Below are 21,092 nucleotides of genomic sequence, written 5' to 3' on the forward strand. Positions count from 1 at the left end.
AACGGGTTGATATTCCCGTACCCGTGTGAACGCGCCCCTGGTGAATCAGTGATACTAACCATCCTGAAGCGTCCTTACGCCCCTTCGGGGGCCCTGGATGTGGATGCATGGGACCTGATCTGGTAGTAGCCAAGCGATGGGGTGACGCAGGAAGGTAGCTGAGCCAGTCAGTGGTAATACTGGTGTAAGCCTGTAGGGCGAATGGTAGGCAAATCCGCCATTCACACAGCCTGAGAGGTGACGCATAGCCGAATGAGGCGAATTCAGTGATCCTATGCTGCCGAGAAAAGCCTCTAGCGAGCTTTCACACGGCCCGTACCCCAAACCGACACAGGTGGTCAGGTAGAGAATACTAAGGCGATCGAGATAACTATGGTTAAGGAACTCGGCAAAATGCCCCCGTAACTTCGGGAGAAGGGGGGCCTCGTCCGGTGATCACTCTTGCAGTGTGAGCTGGGTGGGGCCGCAGAGACCAGTGAGAAGCGACTGTTTACTAAAAACACAGGTCCGTGCGAAGTCGTAAGACGATGTATACGGACTGACGCCTGCCCGGTGCTGGAAGGTTAAGAGGACCGGTTAGCCAGCAATGGCGAAGCTGAGAATTTAAGCCCCAGTAAACGGCGGTGGTAACTATAACCATCCTAAGGTAGCGAAATTCCTTGTCGGGTAAGTTCCGACCTGCACGAATGGCGTAACGACTTCTCAGCTGTCTCAACCATAGACTCGGCGAAATTGCATTACGAGTAAAGATGCTCGTTACGCGCGGCAGGACGAAAAGACCCCGGGACCTTCACTACAGCTTGGTATTGGTGTTCGGTTCGGTTTGTGTAGGATAGGTGGGAGACTGTGAAGCGCTCACGCCAGTGAGTGTGGAGTCGTTGTTGAAATACCACTCTGATCGTATTGGACCTCTAACCTCGGACCATGATCTGGTTCAGGGACAGTGCCTGGTGGGTAGTTTAACTGGGGCGGTTGCCTCCCAAAATGTAACGGAGGCGCCCAAAGGTTCCCTCAGCCTGGTTGGCAATCAGGTGTCGAGTGCAAGTGCACAAGGGAGCTTGACTGTGAGACTGACAGGTCGAGCAGGGACGAAAGTCGGGACTAGTGATCCGGCACCGGCAAGTGGAAGCGGTGTCGCTCAACGGATAAAAGGTACCCCGGGGATAACAGGCTGATCTTCCCCAAGAGTCCATATCGACGGGATGGTTTGGCACCTCGATGTCGGCTCGTCGCATCCTGGGGCTGGAGTAGGTCCCAAGGGTTGGGCTGTTCGCCCATTAAAGCGGCACGCGAGCTGGGTTTAGAACGTCGTGAGACAGTTCGGTCTCTATCCGCCGCGCGCGTTAGAAACTTGAGGAAGGCTGTCCCTAGTACGAGAGGACCGGGACGGACGAACCTCTGGTGTGCCAGTTGTTCCACCAGGAGCACCGCTGGTTAGCTACGTTCGGAAGGGATAACCGCTGAAAGCATCTAAGCGGGAAGCCTGTTCCAAGATGAGGTTTCTCACCCCCTCGAGGGGGTAAGGCCCCCGGCAGACCACCGGGTTGATAGGCCAGAACTGGAAGCCAGGTAACTGGTGCAGGTGACTGGTACTAATAGGCCGAGGACTTACCACAAAGAAGCTACGCGTCCACTGTGCAGTATCTGAAACAACACACAGATACTCATTTCAACCCCACCGGTCACCCAGCAGGGTGACCGAGTTGAGGGAACAAAAGAAATTGAGTGTGTGACAGTTTCATAGAGTTACGGCGGCCATAGCGGAGGGGAAACGCCCGGTCCCATTCCGAACCCGGAAGCTAAGCCCTCCAGCGCCGATGGTACTGCACCCGACAGGGTGTGGGAGAGTAGGACACCGCCGAACATCCGTTACCGAAAGCCCCCCAACCACGTTGGGGGGCTTTCGGCATTCCAAAGGACATTCGCCGACCGCCATTTGATAACGCTGCGGTAACGTCCCCCCGGTTCCCCTATGGCAGGTCCTTCGCCTGCGTAACGTGGCCCGGGCAGATCCGTTGGGGTCGTGCCGTGCGGTGCGCGTCCTCCCGGATCACCCGAGGTGACGAAGGGAATCTGTGGTGACGAGCACGATGTCGAAACAACGTCCGGCGGTCAGAGCGGCTGTCGCCTTCGCAGGCATGATGGTGGCTGCCGGCTCCCTGGCGGGGTGCACGAAGACCGACACGTCCAGCGGCGGATCGCTCCTCCAGCAACTGCAGGACAGCGGAACGGTCACCGTCGGCTTCGCCGGCGAGGCGCCGTACAGCTTCGAGCAGGACGGCCAGTTGACCGGCGCCACCGTGGCCCTGCACCGCGAAATCTTCAAGAACCTGGGCATCGACAACGTCGAGGGCGTGAGCACCGACTTCGGAGCGCTCATACCCGGACTGCAGGCCCGCCGGTTCGACGTCGTCAGCGCGGGTATGTCGATCCTGCCGCAGCGGTGCGAGCAGGCAGCGTTCAGCGAGCCCGAGTTCAACTACACCACCGCGCTGATGGTGCCCAAGGGCAATCCCGCGAACCTCACCGACATGCAGTCGGTGCAGCAGAGCGGGGTGCGGATGGCCGCGATGACCGGGGCGATCGAATCGGACTATGCGCAGCAGCTCGGAATCGATGCAATGCAGGTGGCGTCGCCGCAGGATGGAATGGACGCCGTAGCCAACGGGCGAGCCGATGTCTTTGCGCTCACCGGGATCTCGCTGAACTGGCTGGCGAAAAACAACCCGCAGGCCCCAGTCGACGTGACCAGCTCCTTCGTCGCCGAGATCGACGGGGTACCACAGGTCGGTGCCGGCGGCACGGTATTCCGTAAGGAGGACACCGAGTTGCGCGACGCCTACAACGCCGAGCTGGCCAAGATCACCTCCGACAAGGACAAGTACCTGTCCATCGTCGGACCGTTCGGATTCACCGCGGAGGAACTGCCCGATCCGAACCTCACCACTGCCAAACTGTGCGGCGGGGCCGGCTGATCGTCGTAGAGGTCTGCTGCCTGTGAAGGAGAACATCGATGCCTTCCTGGATGCGTGGCCGAGCATCCAGGAAGGCATCGTCGTCACGCTCCAACTGACTGCGGGAGGCGCCCTCCTCGCGTTCGTCCTCGCGCTCGCGCTCGGACTGGCTGCGCGTGCGCACAACATCGTGATCAGGGGATCGGCTCGCGCCTTCATCGAATTCTTCCGGGGTACTTCGTTGTTGGTGCAGCTCTTCTGGTTGTTCTACGTGGTTCCGCTGTTCGGTTATCTCATCGACCCGGTGCTTTGCGGGATCCTCGCGCTCGGGCTGAACTACGGCGCCTACGGAGCTGAGGTGGTGCGCGGCGCGATCAACTCGGTGCCGCAATCGCAATGGGAGGCGGCGACGGCGCTGGACTTCAGTCACTGGCAGCGGCTGCGCCGGGTGGTCTTCCCACAGGCCTGGGCGGAGATGATTCCTCCGTTGACCAATCTCCTGATCCAACTCCTCAAGGGCACGGCGCTCGCGAGCTATATCCTTCTGCAGGACTTGACCTTCGAGATCGACCAACTCCGGCAGACGACCGGAAATACGCTCTTCGCGTTCGGCGTCGGACTCGTCATCTACTTCGTCATCGGCTACGTGCTGACACTGGTGATGAACGCGCTGGAGGTGCGGGCGAAGAATCGCCTCGGCACGGGACCGTCCCTACGGGAGATCTTCAGCCTCGCGCCCACCGATCCACGGGGACTGGAGGCCGCGAAGCAATGAGCGTCCAGTGGAGTTGGGACCGAGCGTTCGAGGCTCTGCCCGTGCTGCTCGAGGGTTTCAAGATCACCCTCATCGCCACCGTTCTCGGTTTCCTGATCTCTGTCGTTCTCGGTCTCGTCATCGCATTGATCCGGCAGGCCGCGCCGCGATGGGTGAGTGTCCCGGTCCGCGCGATCAGTGAATTCATCCGGCTGACGCCGCTCGTCGTGCAGCTGCTGTTCGTGTACTACACGTTCACGGGACTGTCGCCACTGCAGATCGGTGTCGTCGTACTCGGAATCCACTATTCGACGTACATGGCCGAGGTGTACCGGGCGGGTATCGAAGCGGTGCCCGTCGGCCAGTGGGAGGCCGCGCGGGCGCTGTCCATCGCGCCCACTCGGACGTGGCGGGCGATCATCCTGCCGCAGGCCATCCGTCGCGTCGTCCCCGCGCTGGGCAACTACGCGGTGTCGATGTTCAAGGACACCCCGTTCCTGTTCGCCATCACCGTGGTGGAGATGGTGACGGCCGCGCAGCAGTTCGGCGCCCGGCATTTCCAGTACCTCGAACCGTTGACCCTGGCGGGTGTGATCTTTCTGGTCGCCAGCTACCCGACGTCCCTGCTCATACGGCGATTGGAGAGACGTCTTGCCCGATGACGCGAGCACAGCAACCCCGATGATCCGATTCGATGACGTCGTGAAGCAGTTCGGCGATCACGTCGTGCTCGACCACCTGGATTTCCAGGTCGCGCGTGGCGACCGGGTGACCCTGATCGGTCCGAGCGGATCGGGGAAGACGACGATCCTGCGGCTGCTCATGACCCTCGAGAAGGTGAACGACGGCGTCATCTGGGTGGACGGGACACCGTTGACGCACGAGGAGAAGGGAAGCAAACTCGTGCCGGCGTCGGAGAAGTACGTGCGCCGGATCCGACGCCGGATCGGTATGGTCTTCCAGCAGTTCAACCTGTTCCCCAACATGAACGTGATCGAGAACATCACCGAAGCGCCGATCCACGTTCTCGGACTCGACAAGGCCGCGGCCGTGCAGCGGGCTCGCGAGTTGCTGGAGACGGTCGGGCTCTCGGACAAGGAGACCGCGCATCCGACGCAACTGTCCGGGGGCCAGCAGCAGCGGGTCGCGATCGCGAGGGCACTGGCCATGGACCCCGACATTCTGCTGCTCGACGAGGTCACGTCGGCACTGGATCCGGAATTGGTGGCCGACGTCCTCGACGTGCTGAGGAACGTCGCGCGCACCACCGACATCACCATGCTGATCGTCACGCACGAGATGCAGTTCGCTCGGGACGTGTCGAACCGGGTGATGATGTTCGACGCCGGACGGATCGTGGAGGAAGGCGACCCGGCGACGATCTTCACCGCGCCCAAGAACGAGCGCACCAAGACCTTCCTGAAGGCCGTGCTGGCCGACTGATTCCCGGCTAGCTCGAACTGGTCGCGAGTTCCGTCTGCTCTGCGGCGGCAGCGCGGCGGGCCAGCCGGCCCGCCATCCACGCGCACACCAGCAACTGCAGTTGGTGGAACAGCATGAGCGGCAGCACAATCAGGCCGATCGGCTGGCTCGCGAACAGGACGGTGGCCATCGGGAGTCCAGTGGCGAGGCTCTTCTTCGACCCGCAGAACGTGATCGTGATCTGGTCGGCCCGGTCGAAGCCGAGTCGCTTCGACCCGAACCAGGTGACGGACAGGACCACGGCGAGCAGCACCGCGCACACCGCGAGCAGAGCCAGGAGCCGCCCGACGGACAGTGTGCCCCAGATGCCCTCGTTCATTCCCTCACTGAATGCGACGTAGACGACCAGCAGGATCGATCCCCGGTCGACGAGCTTGAGCGGCGCGCCGTGCTTCTTCACCCAGGGGCCGATCCACCGCCGCACCGCCTGGCCGGCGATGAACGGGAGCAGGAGCATCACGAGGATGCCGATCGCGGAGGACGCGTCGAAGCCTGCCCCCTCACTCGTCATCAGCAATGCCACGAGGAGCGGGGTGACGAAGATGCCGAGGATGTTGGAGAACGAGGCGCTGACGATGGCGCCGGGCACGTTGCCCCGGGCGATCGACACGAAGGCGATCGACGACTGGACGGTCGACGGCAGCAGGCAGACGTAGAGGAGGCCCAGGTACAGCGGTTCGGTCAGGATAGTCGGGACCAGCACGCGCGCAGCGATCCCGAGTAGCGGGAAGATCACGAACGTCGCCGCGAGGATGGTGACGTGCAGACGCCAGTGACGCAGGCCGTGCAGCGCCTCCTGCGTGGAGAGTCGGGCGCCGTAGAGGAAGAACAGAATTCCGACGGCCACCTTTGTGGCCCAGGTGAACGCGGTCAGGGCCGTGCCGTCCGCGGGGATCAGGCTGGCGATCCCGACGGTGATCAGGATGCCGAGAATGAACGGATCGAGTCTTCTGAGCAGCGGGATCTTCGTCAGCATGGTTCGACCGTATGGAACACGCGGATATTTCGAAAGACGATAGTCGCGTTTACTGTAATGCCGAACCGTGATAACAATGGGTGATGTTCGATCCGGTTCATCTGCGGAGCTTTCTCGCGGTCGCGCGCACCCGGAGTTTCACCGCCGCGGCCCGGCGACTGAACCTGCGGCAGTCGACGGTCAGCCAGCACGTCGGAAAGCTGGAGCTGGCAGCCGGGCGCCGCCTGTTTCTGCGGGACACGCATTCGGTCGAGCTGACCGCGGACGGCACGGTGATGGTGGGTTTCGCGACGTCGATACTCGAGCGGCACTCGGACGCCGAGCGCTACTTCACGCAATCCGGTGTGCGAGGACGCGTCCGGTTCGGGGCGTCCGAAGATCTGGTTCTGCACGAGCTTCCCCGGATTCTGGGCGAGTTCCGTCGCAGCCATCCGTTGGTGGATCTCGAACTCACGGTGGCCTTGAGCGAAGTGTTGTTCCGGCAACTGCACGAAGGCCGGCTGGACCTGGTCTTCGGGAAGCGTCGCAGAGGAGACCGGCACGGCGAACTGGTGTGGACCGACCGGCTGGCGTTCTTCGCGGCACCCGACTTCGTTCCGGACACCGAGGGGCCGGTGCCGCTGGTGACGTATCCGCCGCCGTCGATCACGAGGGAAGCGGCGCTCGACGTCCTGGAGAAATCTGGGCGCGGCGCGCGGGTCGCCTGTGTGACGGACAGTTTGAACGGGTTGCGGGCTGCCTGTCTTGCGGGTCTCGGCGTCGTGTTCCATGCCGAGACGCTGCCGCCGGCGGGGCTGGCGCCGGTGCGGATGCGCTCGCGCGACGAATGGGGGCCCGACGTCGACGTCGAATTCGTGCTGGAGGCCCGCCGGAATGTTCTCAGCGAACCGGAGCAGGCGCTGCGTGCCGCCATCCTCGAGAATGCGGATCGACTGCGCGCGTGACCTCGGCGGGGTAACCTCCCCACCGAGGCCGTCGAGCCGTCAGAAGATGAGCACGGACAGCGCGGTGGACAGCACCAGGCCGGACACCACGGGCACGAAACACTTCCGGGCGAGTTCGAGGACGGGCACACGGGCGAAGCCGGCCACCGCGATCAACGACGACCAGGCGACGAGCGTTCCGCCGCCGGACCAGATGTTCCCCATCTGACCGATCGCCGCCAGGGTTGCGGGGTCCATCCCGACGGCGGGCCCGAGCGCGCCCGCGAGTGAACCGGTGAGCGGCAGCCCGGTGAATCCGGAGCCCTCGAGGCCCGCGATCATTCCGATGGCGAGAATGCCGAACGACGTGACGAACGCGTTCTGCGGCAGGTGGGACTGCGCGGCGTTCACCAGGTCGAAGAGCAGCGTCGGACCGGTCGCGTCCGCGGGAAGTCCCAGAATGGCGGCGGAGAAGTCACCGTTGCCGATGAAGAAGAATCCGGCGATCGGGATCACGATGCCCATGGCCTTGAACGCGAAGACCAGGCCGTCGATCAGATGCTCGGATGTCGTCTCGAGGAATCCCTTCTTGTCGTTGGTCGCGGCCGCGGCGAACAGGATGAGCGCGGCGATGCCGCCGACCATCGCCGCCGCGTCACCGCCCTTGAGGTCGGGCACCAGATCGGTGAACTTGCCGACCATGAGGTAGACGATGAATGCCAGGTACGCGGTGGGCACGAGTATTGCGAAAGTCTTTGCGGCACGGATGCTCTTGAACGTGTCGTCGATGACCTGCCGGGCGGAGGCCGTGACGGGTTCGGCGAGGACCGCCGTCGACGTCGGGGGAGCGGCACTCGTCGCCGCTTCGGCCGGTGCACGATCGATCGCGCCGCCGCCGGTGGGGGTCGCACCGCCCTCGGGGGCGTCGCCGCCGGGCTTGCCGAAGTCGCTCCCCGCGCGTGACTCCCAGTCGGTGAGCAGTTCCGGTGCGGGGCGGCGCATGTGCTTGCGCTGCGTGGAGTAGGCGATGACGAGTGCGGTGAGACCGACGATCAGGGACATCACCAGGGCGCGGTCCGCGACGACGTCCGGATCGACTCCCGCCGACTTCGCCGATAGACCCGGCGCCACCTTGATGATGTAGTCGGACGACAGCGCCATGCCCTGCCCGCAGATCGCGATCGCCATGCCGACCGCCATCGGGGGAAGGCCCGCGCGGATGGCGACGGGGATGAGGACGGCTCCGATCAACGGAACCGCGGGGGTGGGCCAGAAGAACAGCGAGATCGTGTAGGTGACGACGGCCAGGACGATGAAGCTGCTGGTGCCGCCGCGCATGATGCGCCGGAACGGGGCGACCATCAACCGGTCGGCTCCCATCTGCCGGAGGGCGCCGAGCATCGCCGTCACCAGCGAGATGATGAGGAAGATGTTGAACAGCTCACGGGCGGCGACGAGGCTCGCGTTGAAAATCGACGCGAGACCGGTGACGAGGCTGTCGGAGAACACGAAGGCGGTCAGGAACGTGCCGATGACGGCGGGGACGACGATGTTCTTCCGCATGAGCATCGTCCCGAGGATGACGATGATTCCTCCGAGATACACCCAATGTGCGGCGGTGAGACTTACATCCACGGTGCGCCCCTTCGAAATAGGTACAGACTAGTGGCACTAGTCACAGTGCAGTGATACTGCGCGGGGCGTTTTCCAGGGTCAACGTCCAGAGTGCACATCGATAACCAGCGTATTTGTGCATTGTGCCCGGCATTTTTCGCCGGGATTGCTTGTTGTCACGCGCAAGTAAAGGAATGCTCGGCAGAGGCCATTTCACGGAATCCAGTGTTCATAATTAGGTTTGCCTAACCAAATTTGGGTGGGCGGAGTACGGCAAGGGTTTCCGGCGAGAACTGGCAACGCCGGAACGCGAATTCTCGGATGAAAGTGGACTCTATGAACACGGCGGTCGGTCAGGCTCAGAGTGCAACCACGGGGGACGAACGCGGACCCGGCACGTCGCCCGCGCTGGCGGCGCTGCTCGCCGGAACGTTCGTCGGCACGGTCAGCAACAACATCGTCAACGTCCCGTTGAACGCGATCCTCACGGACTTCGATGCCGGCCTCGGCAGCGGCATCTTCGTCGTCGTCGGATTCCTCCTCACCTTCGCGGCGACGATGCCGCTGGCCGGGTGGATCGGGGACCGGTTCGGTCGCCGACGCGTGTACTGCGCCGCCCTGCTGGGAACCGCGGTCTGTTCGCTCGGCGCGGCGCTCGCGCCCTCCCTGCCCGTGCTCGTGATCTGGCGGTCGCTCGGCGGGATCGCCGCGGCCGCGTTCGCGCCTGCGGTCATGGGCCTGATCGCGTGGCTGTTCGGGCCCGCGCGGCGGGCGCGTGCCGTCGGCGCCTGGGCGGCGGTGAACGGGATCGGTCAGGCCGTCGGTCCGTCGATGGGCGGAATCGTCAGCGACTGGTGGGGCTGGCGGTGGGCTTTCGTGCCACTGGTGCCGGTCGCGCTGATCGGGTTCGCCGCAACCCTCCGCTACATCCCGCGCTACCCAGGCAAGAAGATGCGGCTCGACGTGATCGGGGCGTTCACCGTCACGCTTGGAGCGGTCCTGCTGATCCTCGGCCTCACGACCGTCTCGATGGAGCAGGTTCCCGTCTGGGTCAGCATCGCGACGATCGGCGGCGGAGCCGTCGTCGCGGCGGGGTTCGTGGTCCATTGCCGGCGGGCGGCGAACCCGTTCGTGCCCATCGACCTGGTGATCGAATCGCGGTTCCTGCGTAGCGCTCTCGCCGCCTTCACCCAGATGTTCGCGCTGGGCGCGCTGTTGCTTGCGCTTCCGCTCTACCTGACGGGCTCGGGCAGTTCCACCACACAGGCGGGGCTGATGCTCTTCGTGCTGCCGGTCGTCATGACGTGCGTGGCGCCGGTCGTCGGGCGTCTCGTCGACAGGATCGGGGCCCGGGTGGTGATGCGGTCCGGCCTGGTGGTGTTGATCAGTAGTCAAGTCGCACTGGCGATCACGTTGTCCGCCGATGTCCGGAACCCGATCGCCGTCGGCGCCGTGCTCGTCGTCGCCGGAGTGGGGATCGGCATGGTCCAGACGCCCGCCGCGGCCGGTTCGACCCGATCGCCCGCGGGGGCCGTCGGAACCGGTCTGGGACTGTTCAACCTCATCCGCTTCGGTGGCTCGGCGGTGGGCGCCGCCTGGGTGGGCGTGGCCGCGCACCTGGCGGCCGACCCGTACGGACTGCTGTTCGCCGTGGCGGCACTCGTCGTGCTCGCCGGACTCGCCGGGACGTTCGCAGGCGAGAACCCGGCGGCCGTCTGAGGGCTAGCGGGTCACGATCTCGTGGTTGACGGTGTCCTGCACCTGGGAGAGCAGATCGAGACGGAGGGCCAGCCACAGCGTGAACTGGTTCTCGGGTTCCCGGATATCCATGCCGATGAGCCGTGACGTGCGATCGAGCTTGGCGATCATCGTGTTCCTGTGGATCCGGAGACGCCGCGCGGCCGCGTTGATGTTGCCGCCTTCCTCGAGGTAGGCGAACAGCAACTCCTCGGTGTCAGCCTGCGAACTCGACGCCCGAAGGGGGCCGAGAACGTCACGGATGAGCCGTCGGCTCTCGTCGGTGTCGGTCGCGCGGGCGAGCACACTGAACCCGCGCAGGTCGTTGTACGCCACCGAACCGGACAGCCCGAGCCGCTGGGCGATGCCCAGAGTGATGCGGGCTTCGCGGTAGCTTTCCCCGATATCGCGGGCGCCCGCCGCGGGACGTCCGTGGGCCACCGGGATCCGCTGACCCAAACGGGTTTCGAGATCGAGCGACATGGCGTGCGCGTACTCGCTGATCTCGGATTCGACGCCGGGTGTGTCGACGGAAGTCAACGAGCGGATCACCACGAGCACGTCGCCGATGACGGTGACGTGGGAACGTACGCCCGGACGTGGGAGGACGCCGGCGGCGTACCGTGCCAGCCGGACCATGCTCGCGCCGGGCCGTCCCGACGCCCGGTCGACGAGGCCGGGCGCGACGAACACGATGTAGTGCAGGTCCAGATCGATCTCGTGCAGCGCGGCCCGGGTGCGCAGGTCGTGGTCGTTGGCGAAGTTGCCGTGCACCAGAGCCTGGACGAAGTCGCCGCGGGCCCGCTCCTCGGCCTCGTCCACGCTCCGCTGCCGGAGCATCTCGGTGCCGATGATCGTCCCGGCCTGTTCGACGACCACCCGGTGCTGTGCGATGTCGTGCCTGCGGGGGTTCGCCCCGGGCACGACGACCACGATCCAGCCCTCGTAGCGGCCGGCCAGCTGCATGGCCCCGGCGACTGCCGTCGTGGGCGCGAACAGTCCGTCCGGATGCTCCAGGCGGAGCACGTGAACGTTGTGCATTCGTGCCGGTGGTGATTCCTCGAGCCGCGGCAGGGCGTCCGCGAGAGCGTCCAGCAGGGCGACGGTGCCCGTGTCCTCGGTGTCCGGGAGGCCCGCGTGGGCGAGGAGCCGCCCCCGGACGTCCAGGGCGACGGCGACGTCCGAGGTCAGCGTCGCCACCTCGCGGATCAGCATCGGCAGGCCCGCTCCGCGGTGCAGCAACCCTGCGAGCGACTGGTGCACGGTGAGGGCATAGCGCATCACGTGCGCTTCCTGGGTGAGTGCGCGCTCGGCGAGAAGCCGGTTGAGTGCGGTGAAACCGACGGGAAATCCCAGCTCCACGACCGTGAGTCCGGTCGGCCAGACCGTGCCCGCGGGCGCCGACCCGTCGACGAGAAGGACCCCGGCTCCCCGTGCCACCAGCGATTCGAGTTCACGTCCGTGCGCGGACAGGGTTTCCGGCCGGGTGTACACAGCGACCTCGGCGAGGGAATCGGGCCGGCTCATCACCTCACCCCACGGCAGGCACCACGTCACCGGGCCGCTCGGGGCGTCCGTGCCGGACAGCAGCCGGGCCGACGCGAGCAGGGGCTCTTCCAGGAGGCCGCGTAACGACAGTCGTTCGTCCTCCGCGTTCGGTGTCGTGGTGTCGTCCACTACGGACCCTCCTCGGATGGCATCGAAAAGTGCAGTATGGCGGAGCGCGCGCCTGCACTGCCTATGCACTATGCCCTGATTTCGCCGAGATTGCCGGATATTTTGACCATGGTTCCGCCGGTGATGCCGGTGATAGAAATCGGTGCATCACTTCCTCCCGAATACGCAACGGAGAAGACAATGCATCAGGTTCACCGAATCACCCTCGACGACGCACTCCCACTGCTCGCCGCGGGACGCGCGAAGGCCGAGGAAATCGGCGTCAAGCAGACCCTGTGCGTCTGCGACGACGGCGGCAACGTGCTCGCCCTGCACCGACTGCCGGGAGCGCGCCTCACCGGCGTCGACATCGCGATCGCCAAAGCGTTCACCGCTGCCGGCCACGAACGGGCAACGCACCTGTTCAACGAGGCTCCCGACGGTCCGGCATTGCCCGGCAACGAGGCATTCGGCATCAGCCAGATGCTGCCGGGCAAGTTCGCGGTGTTCGTCGGTGGATTTCCCCTGGTCTTCGACGGCCAGATCGTCGGCGGCATAGGCATCAGCGGCGGAAACGGCAAGCAGGACAAGGCAGTCGGAGCGGCGATGCTGGCCGAGTTCGAAGCCCTCGCCGCAGTGCCCAGCTGAATGGACACGATGTGCCGACAACGTGCACATCGAAACCCTTCCAACGCAGTCACTTCGACCGTGGTCGGCCAGGCCGTGAGTCGATAACGTCGAATTCACTCCAGTCGGAGCATCCCCAACCATTCTCATACTCGAGGAAGACGAGGCACATCATGACCGAACTTCTAGGCAGGGACGATTTCCGCGCAGCTCTGGAGAACGCCATCAAGGGCCGCGAGGCGAAGAACGCCTCGTTCAGCAAGGCGTGGGCCGAGGGCAAGCTCGAGAAGCACCATTTCGCGCGGTGGGCGGAGAACCACTACCACTACGTCGGCCCCTTCGCCGACTACCTCGCCAACATCTACTCGAACACCCCCGACACCTTCACCAATGCAAAGGATTTCACGCTCCAGAACATGTACGAGGAGGAACTGGCCGACATCCGGCACACCGACCTCCTCATCAAGTTCGCCGAGGCGTGTGGCACCACGAAGGAACGTGTCGAGGATCCGTCGAACATGAACGCGATCACCCGTGGTCTGCAGTCCTGGTGCTACGCGGTCTCGCAGCGTGAGCACTTCGTCGTGGCCACCGCCGCGCTCGTCGTCGGACTCGAGTCGCAGGTACCGAGCATCTACAAGAAGCAGATCATCCCTCTGCGTGAGGTGTACGGGTTCACCGAGGACGAGATCGAATTCTTCGACCTGCACATCACGTCGGACGTCGTGCACGGTGAGCGTGGATACCAGATCGTGCTCGACCACGCGGATACCCCGCAACTGCAGCAGCGTTGCCTGCAACTCGTGCAGTGGGGAGCCGAGATGCGCTTCTCGTACACGAAGGGACTCTACGACACGTACGTGGCAACCGACCTCGAGCTTGCGACCGCCTGACCGTGCGAAGGGAGGGGCCCGCACCGGGCCCCTCCGGACGCAGGCATCTCGCCCGACAGGAGAGAACGATGGAGACGAACTGGACCCGGCTGGTCACCGTGCGTGAGCTCGGCCGCCGCCGGAAGCTTCGCGTCGAGGTCGGGGACACCGCGGTCGCCCTGTTCCAGGCCGACGACCGGATCTACGCCTTTCGTGATCTGTGCATCCATCAGGATCGGTCACTGGCGAAAGGCACCCTGCTGCACGGGCGGGTCATCTGCCCGGGCCACCAGTGGGCGTTCGACCTCGACACCGGCTACGAGGAAGACCAGGACCTGTGCCAGCCGACCTACGCGGTGAAGGTCGAGGACGACGTCGTCTACGTGGATCTCACCCGCAGCCCCGATTACGCCGAGACCGCGACTTCGCCCGCCGAAGTCGACTGAGAGAGCGAGTGACCTCATGACGTTGAACACCATCGTCACCATCGGCGCCGGTCAGACCGCTGCCGTCGCGGCGCGCACCCTGCGGCGCCGAGGGTTCGACGGCAGGATCGTCCTCGTCGGCGACGAGCCGCACGCGCCGTATCAGCGCCCACCACTGTCCAAGGAATTCCTTGCCGGGCAGGAGGATCGCGAGTCGTTGATGCTGCTTCCCGACGCGTGGCGGGAGAAACAGAACGTCGAACTCCTCACCGGCACGACGGTGACCCGGATCGATCCGAGCGGCGGATCGGTCGACCTGTCCGACGGGCGGAGCATCGCGGCCGATGCCGTGCTCGTCGCGACCGGCGGCAGACCGCGCACGATGCCGGTGAACGGACCTGCGCCCGAACGGGTGCACTACCTGAGGACGATCGACGACGCCGAACGGCTCGCCACCCACCTTCGTCCCGGCATCGGCCTGGTGCTGATCGGCGGCGGCTTCGTCGGACTCGAAATTGCCGCCACCGCAACAGTCCTGGGGGCCGAGGTGACCGTCCTCGAAGCCGACGCGGTGCCACTCGCCCGAATCCTCGGACCCGAGATGGGCGACGTCTGCACGCGATTGCACCGGGAGAACGGAGTCACCGTCCGCGCCGGCGTCCGGGTCGACACCGTGACGACCCGGACGGACGGCGTGCTCATCGCCCTCGACGGCGGCGAGGTGCTTCAGGCCGACGTCGTGGTGGTGGGCATCGGGATCGTCCCCAACGTCGAGGTCGCGCAGGCCTCCGGACTGGCCGTCGACGGCGGAATCCTCGTGGATGCACAGGGGCGGACATCGATTCCACACGTCTACGCCGCCGGCGACGTGGCAGCACGATTCTCCGACGCGGCAGGCAGGCACGTTCGCGTCGAACACTTCGACAACGCGAGCAAGCAGGGGGCGGCGACCGCGAACCTCATGCTCGGACGCGTCGGGGTGGTGGACCCCGCGCACTGGTTCTGGTCCGACCAGTTCGGCAAGAACATCCAGTTCACCGGCACCGCCCGCTACACCGACCTGGTCTTCCGCGGCAGCGCCGACGGCGGCGAGTTCACCGCCTTCTATCTGGACAGCGGTGTTGTGCGCGGCGCCTTCGCACTCGACCGCGGCGACGAGATCAGCGCGGCCAGAGAATTGATCGGCCGGTCGATCGCGCCTGCCCGGTTGGTGGACGAGGACGTCGACCTGTTCGACCTGATGGACGACGACGAGGAATTGGTGACGGTGTCATGATCGAGGGACTCAATCTCATTGACGGGCAGTGGGTCCCGTCGTCTTCCGGAGCGACGTTCGAGCGGCGCAATCCCGCGGATCCCGCCGACGTGATCGGCATGTTCCCGGATTCGACCGAGGCGGACGTGGATGCCGCCGTCGGCGCGCTGGCCAAGGTGGCGCCGCAGTGGGCCGCGACGCCTCCGGAACGCCGCGCGGCGATCCTGGAGGCCGCGGCCGCACACCTCGAGGCACGGGCAGGCGAACTCGTCGACGAACTCGTCCGCGAGGAGGGCAAGACCCTGGCCGAGGCGACCATGGAAGTCGGCCGCACACCGATGAACCTGCGCTTCTACGCCGGTGAAGCGCTCCGCACCACCGGCAGTACATACCCCACCCCGGGTGAGGGACTCGTCATCACCCTGTGCGAACCCGTCGGAATCGTCGGGGCGATCACCCCCTGGAACTTCCCGCTCAACATTCCGTCGCGCAAACTCGGACCGGCGCTGGCCGCAGGAAACGTCGTGGTGTTCAAACCGTCCGAACTCACGCCGCTGATGGGACAGCGACTGGTCGAGGCGCTGCTGGCCGGGGGACTTCCGGCCGGTGCCCTCGCCCTGGTCCAGGGTTCCGGTCGTGCCGGTGCCGCGGTCGCGGCGGACGAACGCGTCGATGCCGTGACGTTCACGGGATCCACTCACGTGGGCCGTGCGATCCATGCGGCAGTGGGTCCGTCTCGCCGCAGTCAGCTCGAGATGGGCGGCAAGAACCCTGTGGTGGTCCTGGGCGACGCCGACGTGGACAAGGCAGCCGCACTGATCGTCAAGGGCGCCTTCGGCTTGTCCGGGCAGGCGTGCACGGGTACCAGCCGGGTGATCGCGGTGGACGCGATCCACGACCGGTTGCTGGACCGCGTGGTGGAACTCGCCGAAGGGATCACCGTCGGCCCGGGCGCAGACCCGGGTGTGGGCATGGGGGCTCTCGCGAGCGCGGGACAGCTCTCGAAGTTCCTCGAGTACGTGCAGATCGGCCGCGACGAAGGCGCCGAACTGATCTGTGGCGGAGTAAGTCTCGACAGTGGGAACGGTTATTTCGCCGTCCCGACCGTGTTCGCCGGTGGCAGCCCCGACATGCGGGTGGTCACGGAAGAAGTGTTCGGGCCACTGCTGGTCTTCCTGCGGGCGTCCGGCTTCGACGAGGCGGTCGCACTCGCGAACGACACGGAATTCGGGCTCAGCGCGGGAATCGTCACCAACGACGTGACCAGGGCGCTCGCGTTCGCGGGCCGTTCCGAATCGGGTCTGGTGAAGATCAACCAGCCCACCACCGGCATGAGCATGAACGCGCCGTTCGGCGGTTACAAGGCGTCGAGCACGCAAACCCACAAGGAACAGGCGGGCGAGTCGATGATGCAGTTCTACCAAGCCGAAAAGACCGTCTACCTCAGCCCTTCGGTCTGAGACCTACCTGTCGACAGAGGGAGAAGACCATGGAATTCACTCGCGTTGCGCGCTCCGGACAGGTTTCCGAAGGCATCGTGCGCCGCTTCTTCGCCGGCGACCACGAATTCGCCGTCGCCCGCCTGAACGGGAAGGCCTACGCCACCTCCAACTACTGCACACACCTGGACTGCCTGCTCTCGTCCGGGAAACTCGTCGACGACGGCATCGGATGCTCCTGCCACGGAAGCGTATTCGATCTGGAGACCGGGGAACCCGTGTGCCCACCGGCGACGGTGGCCATCAAGACCTACCCGGTCGAGGAACGCGACGGCGAGATCTTCGTCGGCATCGACCCCGACGACACCAGTTCCATCCCGCGCCGGCGGGCCGCGCGGGGGTGCATGAAGTGAACCCTCGACCGTCCACCCTTTCCGCCGACGGCATGGTCTCGTCCAGTCATCCCGCGGCGAGCACGGTAGGTGCCCGCGTACTGGCCGACGGAGGCAACGCCATCGACGCGACGCTGGCCATGGCTGCGATGACCTGGCTGACGTTGCCGGGGCAATGCGGGATCGGCGGTGACGCGTTCGCCGTCGTCCGCGAACCGGACGGATCGGTGTGGACGGTCGGGGGCAGCGGCTTCGGACCCGACGGCGGTGACGTGGACTTCTACACCGAACGCGGGCTGCGGTCGATTCCCCTCGACGGGGCACTGGCGGTGGCGGTTCCCGGGGCGCCGGCCGCCCTCGGCGCGCTGCACGCAGGTGGCGCCACGCGCTCGCTGACGGACCTCTGGGCGCCGGCGGTGCGCGCAGCGGAGAAGGGGCTTCCCTGCTCGGCCAAGACCCGCGACGACGTGCGAGAAGCGCAGACCGCGATCGCCGCCGACCCCGGACTGCGTGCGGTGTATCTCCCGGGCGGACGGTTGCCGCAGGTCGGGGAGCTGCTGCCGCAGCGCGACCTGGCCCGGTCCATTCGTGCGCTCGCGCGCGACGAGCACGATTTCTACACCGGTTCGTTCGCTCGGCAGGCTGTCGAGGCGCTCCGCGCCGGTGGGGCGCCGTTCGGCGGGGACGAGTGGGCGGCAGGCGCCGACGTGCGACCGGAGGCCGCGATCAGCGGGAACTACGCCGGTGCTGTCGTTCACCAGACACCCCTGCCCACCCCCGGATGGATGGTGCTCCAGCAGGCGGCGCTGAACGACGGCGTCGTCGGATTCTCCCCGTGGCTCACCGCTCCGGCCATCGATCGAATGGCGAGAGCAGCCCGTCTGGCCTTCGAGGATCGGTTCGCGACGTGCGGTGCGGGCAACGACGGGTGGAGGGACGTGCTCGAGCCGGCCGCGATCGGGGCGGCGAGAGACCGGCTGGACGGCCGTCAGGCGTCGTCGGGCGCCTTCAGCGTCAGCGCCGGAGACACCACCTCGACCGTCGCGGTGGACTCCGACGGACGCGCCGTCAGCTTCATCCACTCGCTCGCCTTCACGTTCGGCGCCAAGATGACCGTCCCCGGCACCGGAGTGGTGCTGAACAACCGATACGGCCGCGGCGCCTATCTGATCCCGGGACATCCCAACGCCGCGGCGCCGCGGCGTAAACCGCTGCACACCCTCAACGCGTGGGTGATCACCGATACGTCCGGGAATCTCCTGCACGTCGGGAACACCCCGGGCGGGGACGGGCAGGTGCAATGGAACATGCAACTGATTTCGCATCTGCTCGATCACGGGCTCGACCCGGCGGAGGCCGTCGCGGCACCCCGCTTCACCGTCTTCCCCGGCAGTGACGCCGATGTGGTCGGTCGCCCGGTGGAACTGCGTTGCGAGTCCCGCATTCCGGAGGAGGTGCGCACCGAGTTGGAGCGCCTGGGTCACGACGTCGCACTGCAGGGTCCGTGGGCCGCCGGTGGAAGCGCGCAGATCATCACCCTCGACGCCGCGCGCGGCCTGCTGTCCGGCGCCGCCGACCCCCGCCAGGAAGGAATAGCACTCGGTGTCTGAGCAGGAATCCCTCGCCGCGGCCCCGCGGCCACAGGGCCGCTACATTCCCGCCGTCGTGCACGACGGGATCGCGTACAGCGCCGGCATGACGCCACGCCGCAACGGGGTGCTGACGGTTACCGGCATCGTCGGACGGGACCTGGACATCCCGCGGGCCCGGGAGGCGGCCGGGGTCGCGGCGAGAAACGCGATCGCCGCCGTCGCCGCGGCTGTCGGCGGAACGGCGGCGATCTCCCGGTGCCTGCGCATGAGCGTCTTCGTCGCGTGTACCCCGGACTTCCGCGAACTGTCCGCGGTGGCCGACGGCGCGTCCGACGTGCTGGTCGAATGCCTGGGACCCGACGCGCTGCCGGTGCGCAGCGCGATCGGCGTGTACGCCCTGCCGTCCGGCGCCCCCGTGGAGATAGAGCTCACAGTGGCTGTCCGCGCATAGACCCGCACCCGGCTCCAGAGTATAAATACATCTTGTGTCTATGTTGTATTCCGCCGCGGAGCAGGCCTATCGCGAGGTCAAGGAGCTCATCCTGTCGGGCGGTCTGCCCGGCGGTGAGCTGATCAGCGAGGGCGAGATCGCCGGGCGCATGGGGCTCAGCCGTACCCCGGTGCGCGAAGCCTTCCTCCGGCTCGAGTCCGAGGGCTGGATGCGGCTGTACCCGAAGCGGGGCGCGCTCATCGTGCCCGTCGCGGACGGCGAGGCGGAACACGTGGTCGACGCCCGGCAGCTCGTCGAGACGCACAGCGTCCGGGTGCTGGCCGACCAGCCCCACGCCCGCGAACTCCTCGTCGCCCGCCTGCGCGAGAACCTCGTGGAGCAGCGGGAGATCGCCGAGCGCGGCGACGTCGCCGCCTTCAGCGCCGCCGACGCCGACTTCCATCGGATGATCGTCGAGGCGGGCGAGAATCCGCTGCTCGCGACGTTCTACTCCAGCATCCGCGAGCGTCAGCGCCGCATGACGGCACACTCGATCACCCGTGACCCGGGACAGCTGCCCAGGATCATCGCCGACCACCAGCAGCTGACCGAACTCGTCGAAGCGGGTGACGCCGCCGGGTTCGACGCCGCGGTGCTCGTCCACATGCGCCAGGTCCACGCCCTCAACCCGAGAGGAGTTGCGCGATGACCGTCGTCCGCGAATCCCCGATGGAGGTGCCGGAGGCCCTCGCGTCGCCGCGCGCCTGGCTGCTGGTGGCCGCGACGATGTTCGCGGTCGCGTGGGGCGGCAACGAATTCACGCCGCTGCTCGGCATGTACCGCGCCGATCACGGCTTCTCGCCGGTCACGGTCGATCTGTTCCTGTTCGCCTACGTTGTCGGGATCGTCCCCGCCCTGCTCCTCGGCGGACCACTCTCCGACCGACTGGGACGGCGGCCGATCCTGCTCCCGGCACCGTTCCTGACGATCGCCGGTTCCGCGCTCCTGGCCCTCGGCGCCGATTCCGCGGCGATGCTCATCGTCGGCCGCGTCCTGTGCGGTATCGCGCTCGGCCTCGGCATGGCCGTCGGCGGCAGCTGGGTGAAGGAACTGTCCTCCGCGCCGTGGGATCCCGCGGCCACGGACGGTGCCGGTGCGCGACGGGCAGCGATGAGCCTGACCGGCGGATTCGGCCTCGGCGCGGGCGTCGCCGGCGTCCTCGCGCAGTGGGCGCCACTGCCGAGTGTCCTGTCCTACGTCGTGCACAGCGCGATCGCCGTCGCCGCTGCCGTCGCACTGTGGAGGGCCCCCGAGACCCGGGCGCCCCAGCCGGTCTCCGAACGTGTCTCGCTCGCCCGCGACCTCGCGATCCCGTCCGCCGCCCACAAGCGATTCCTGTTCGTGATCGCACCGCTCGCCCCCTGGGTGTTCGGTACGGCGGCCGCCGCCTACGCGGTGCTGCCGTCGCTGATGTCCGGGAACACCGGTGGGCTGCCGCTCGCGTTCTCGGCGCTCATGTGCATGGTCGGCCTCGGGGCGGGATTCGCGATCCAGGCACTCGGCCGCAAGATCGACACCCCCCGCAACGCGCGTGCCGTCGTGGTGTCACTCGTCGTCGTCCTCGCCGGAATGGGCGTCGCCGCCGTTGCCGCGTCGGCGCTGACCGTTCCGCTGGCGCTCGCCGCCGCCGTCGTGCTCGGCTGCGGATACGGCATGGCCATGGTGTCGGGACTGCAGGAGATTCAGCGGATCGCGGGACCGGACGACCTGGCCGGCTTGACCGCCGTCTTCTACTCGCTCACGTACCTGGGATTCGGGACGCCCGCCGTGATGGCCTACCTGTCCGAGACGTTCCCGGCGGTGACGTACCCGAGAATGTTCGTCTTCGGCGCGGTCGCGGCCGCGGGCTGTCTCGCGCTCGCGCTCACGAAGTGGCGCGCGCACCTGCCGCACCCGGAGTGAGC

At 66.3% G+C, this 21,092-nt stretch carries 19 protein-coding genes and 2 rRNA genes (1 of these 21 only partly in view); 18 read left to right on the forward strand and 3 right to left on the reverse strand.

The genetic code is table 11. The features are described from left to right. The 6 genes from FND50_RS04030 to ehuA all read left to right on the forward strand — a co-directional run. Positions 1–1,616 (forward strand): 23S ribosomal RNA (locus FND50_RS04030); it begins 1,525 nt to the left of the window's first position. A 131-nt stretch (positions 1,617–1,747) separates the two neighbouring features. After that, positions 1,748–1,864 (forward strand): 5S ribosomal RNA (rrf, locus tag FND50_RS04035). A gap of 226 nt (positions 1,865–2,090) precedes the next feature. Further along, positions 2,091–2,975, forward strand: a complete 885-nt coding sequence (gene ehuB, locus FND50_RS04040; RefSeq protein ID WP_144284827.1) for an ectoine/hydroxyectoine ABC transporter substrate-binding protein EhuB — start codon at positions 2,091–2,093, stop codon at positions 2,973–2,975. A 22-nt stretch (positions 2,976–2,997) separates the two neighbouring features. Beyond that, the gene (gene ehuC, locus FND50_RS04045) at positions 2,998–3,729 is read left to right on the forward strand and encodes an ectoine/hydroxyectoine ABC transporter permease subunit EhuC (protein WP_005262075.1); all 732 of its coding nucleotides are present in this window, start codon (positions 2,998–3,000) and stop codon (positions 3,727–3,729) included. After that, positions 3,726–4,370: an ectoine/hydroxyectoine ABC transporter permease subunit EhuD gene (gene ehuD / locus FND50_RS04050; protein WP_005262076.1), complete on the forward strand. Its 645-nt coding sequence runs from the start codon at positions 3,726–3,728 to the stop codon at positions 4,368–4,370. The genes ehuC and ehuD overlap by 4 nt, the downstream gene beginning before the upstream one ends. A gap of 19 nt (positions 4,371–4,389) precedes the next feature. Beyond that, positions 4,390–5,151 (forward strand): ectoine/hydroxyectoine ABC transporter ATP-binding protein EhuA, encoded by a 762-nt coding sequence (gene ehuA, locus FND50_RS04055; RefSeq protein WP_005262077.1) that lies wholly within the window; start codon positions 4,390–4,392, stop codon positions 5,149–5,151. A gap of 7 nt (positions 5,152–5,158) precedes the next feature. On the opposite strand, the gene FND50_RS04060 is transcribed toward ehuA, so the two are convergent. Further along, the gene (locus FND50_RS04060; protein ID WP_144284828.1) at positions 5,159–6,166 is read right to left on the reverse strand and encodes a bile acid:sodium symporter family protein; all 1,008 of its coding nucleotides are present in this window, start codon (positions 6,164–6,166) and stop codon (positions 5,159–5,161) included. Between the two features lie 83 nt (positions 6,167–6,249). Between FND50_RS04060 and FND50_RS04065 the strand changes: the two genes are divergently transcribed. Beyond that, complete coding sequence (locus FND50_RS04065) at positions 6,250–7,110, forward strand: LysR family transcriptional regulator (protein ID WP_144284829.1); 861 nt, start codon at positions 6,250–6,252, stop codon at positions 7,108–7,110. A gap of 39 nt (positions 7,111–7,149) precedes the next feature. On the opposite strand, the gene FND50_RS04070 is transcribed toward FND50_RS04065, so the two are convergent. Continuing rightward, entirely contained in the window at positions 7,150–8,724 is a 1,575-nt protein-coding gene (locus FND50_RS04070) for a hypothetical protein (protein ID WP_144284830.1), read from the reverse strand. Between the two features lie 315 nt (positions 8,725–9,039). Between FND50_RS04070 and FND50_RS04075 the strand changes: the two genes are divergently transcribed. Beyond that, positions 9,040–10,422, forward strand: coding sequence for an MFS transporter (locus tag FND50_RS04075; RefSeq protein ID WP_144284831.1), 1,383 nt, complete (start codon positions 9,040–9,042; stop codon positions 10,420–10,422). A gap of 3 nt (positions 10,423–10,425) precedes the next feature. Here FND50_RS04075 and FND50_RS04080 read toward each other — a convergent pair whose 3' ends face one another. Then, positions 10,426–12,117 carry a CdaR family transcriptional regulator gene (locus tag FND50_RS04080; RefSeq protein WP_144284832.1) on the reverse strand — a complete coding sequence of 564 codons (1,692 nt, stop codon included), beginning with the start codon at positions 12,115–12,117 and terminating at the stop codon, positions 10,426–10,428. Between the two features lie 180 nt (positions 12,118–12,297). On the opposite strand from FND50_RS04080, the gene FND50_RS04085 reads away from it, so the two are divergent. From FND50_RS04085 to FND50_RS04130, 10 genes are all read left to right on the forward strand, one after another. Continuing rightward, complete coding sequence (locus FND50_RS04085; RefSeq protein ID WP_005262083.1) at positions 12,298–12,744, forward strand: heme-binding protein; 447 nt, start codon at positions 12,298–12,300, stop codon at positions 12,742–12,744. Positions 12,745–12,896: 152 nt separating this feature from the next. Continuing rightward, a complete protein-coding gene (locus FND50_RS04090; protein ID WP_005245024.1) occupies positions 12,897–13,616 on the forward strand; it encodes a TenA family transcriptional regulator in 720 nt (239 codons plus the stop codon). 68 nt (positions 13,617–13,684) lie between these two features. Next, positions 13,685–14,041: a Rieske (2Fe-2S) protein gene (locus FND50_RS04095; RefSeq protein WP_005245022.1), complete on the forward strand. Its 357-nt coding sequence runs from the start codon at positions 13,685–13,687 to the stop codon at positions 14,039–14,041. A 16-nt stretch (positions 14,042–14,057) separates the two neighbouring features. Further along, positions 14,058–15,296: an NAD(P)/FAD-dependent oxidoreductase gene (locus tag FND50_RS04100; RefSeq protein WP_144284833.1), complete on the forward strand. Its 1,239-nt coding sequence runs from the start codon at positions 14,058–14,060 to the stop codon at positions 15,294–15,296. Next, positions 15,293–16,735, forward strand: coding sequence for an aldehyde dehydrogenase family protein (locus FND50_RS04105; protein ID WP_144284834.1), 1,443 nt, complete (start codon positions 15,293–15,295; stop codon positions 16,733–16,735). The genes FND50_RS04100 and FND50_RS04105 overlap by 4 nt, the downstream gene beginning before the upstream one ends. Positions 16,736–16,764: 29 nt before the next feature. Next, positions 16,765–17,127 (forward strand): non-heme iron oxygenase ferredoxin subunit, encoded by a 363-nt coding sequence (locus tag FND50_RS04110; protein WP_005262088.1) that lies wholly within the window; start codon positions 16,765–16,767, stop codon positions 17,125–17,127. Beyond that, a complete protein-coding gene (locus FND50_RS04115) occupies positions 17,124–18,716 on the forward strand; it encodes a gamma-glutamyltransferase family protein (protein WP_144284835.1) in 1,593 nt (530 codons plus the stop codon). Before FND50_RS04110 ends, FND50_RS04115 begins: the two co-directional genes overlap by 4 nt. After that, positions 18,709–19,149: a RidA family protein gene (locus FND50_RS04120; protein ID WP_144284836.1), complete on the forward strand. Its 441-nt coding sequence runs from the start codon at positions 18,709–18,711 to the stop codon at positions 19,147–19,149. The genes FND50_RS04115 and FND50_RS04120 overlap by 8 nt, the downstream gene beginning before the upstream one ends. 40 nt (positions 19,150–19,189) lie before the next feature. Beyond that, entirely contained in the window at positions 19,190–19,837 is a 648-nt protein-coding gene (locus FND50_RS04125; protein WP_025431735.1) for a GntR family transcriptional regulator, read from the forward strand. Continuing rightward, complete coding sequence (locus tag FND50_RS04130; RefSeq protein WP_144284837.1) at positions 19,834–21,090, forward strand: MFS transporter; 1,257 nt, start codon at positions 19,834–19,836, stop codon at positions 21,088–21,090. The genes FND50_RS04125 and FND50_RS04130 overlap by 4 nt, the downstream gene beginning before the upstream one ends. Positions 21,091–21,092 lie beyond the last annotated feature (2 nt).

The sequence above is a fragment of the Rhodococcus sp. WB9 genome (assembly GCF_007558985.1).
Taxonomy (GTDB): Bacteria; Actinomycetota; Actinomycetes; order Mycobacteriales; family Mycobacteriaceae; genus Rhodococcus_F; species Rhodococcus_F opacus.

Coding starts and splice junctions, on each gene's coding strand:
- ehuA (WP_005262077.1), top strand. CDS start 4,390: ATGATCCGATTCGATGACGTCGTGAAGCAGTTCGGCGATCACGTCGTG.
- FND50_RS04100 (WP_144284833.1), top strand. CDS start 14,058: ATGACGTTGAACACCATCGTCACCATCGGCGCCGGTCAGACCGCTGCC.
- FND50_RS04075 (WP_144284831.1), top strand. CDS start 9,040: ATGAACACGGCGGTCGGTCAGGCTCAGAGTGCAACCACGGGGGACGAA.
- FND50_RS04095 (WP_005245022.1), top strand. CDS start 13,685: ATGGAGACGAACTGGACCCGGCTGGTCACCGTGCGTGAGCTCGGCCGC.
- FND50_RS04130 (WP_144284837.1), top strand. CDS start 19,834: ATGACCGTCGTCCGCGAATCCCCGATGGAGGTGCCGGAGGCCCTCGCG.
- FND50_RS04085 (WP_005262083.1), top strand. CDS start 12,298: ATGCATCAGGTTCACCGAATCACCCTCGACGACGCACTCCCACTGCTC.
- FND50_RS04090 (WP_005245024.1), top strand. CDS start 12,897: ATGACCGAACTTCTAGGCAGGGACGATTTCCGCGCAGCTCTGGAGAAC.
- FND50_RS04105 (WP_144284834.1), top strand. CDS start 15,293: ATGATCGAGGGACTCAATCTCATTGACGGGCAGTGGGTCCCGTCGTCT.
- FND50_RS04065 (WP_144284829.1), top strand. CDS start 6,250: ATGTTCGATCCGGTTCATCTGCGGAGCTTTCTCGCGGTCGCGCGCACC.
- ehuD (WP_005262076.1), top strand. CDS start 3,726: ATGAGCGTCCAGTGGAGTTGGGACCGAGCGTTCGAGGCTCTGCCCGTG.
- FND50_RS04125 (WP_025431735.1), top strand. CDS start 19,190: ATGTTGTATTCCGCCGCGGAGCAGGCCTATCGCGAGGTCAAGGAGCTC.
- ehuB (WP_144284827.1), top strand. CDS start 2,091: ATGTCGAAACAACGTCCGGCGGTCAGAGCGGCTGTCGCCTTCGCAGGC.
- FND50_RS04060 (WP_144284828.1), bottom strand. CDS start 6,166: ATGCTGACGAAGATCCCGCTGCTCAGAAGACTCGATCCGTTCATTCTC.
- FND50_RS04110 (WP_005262088.1), top strand. CDS start 16,765: ATGGAATTCACTCGCGTTGCGCGCTCCGGACAGGTTTCCGAAGGCATC.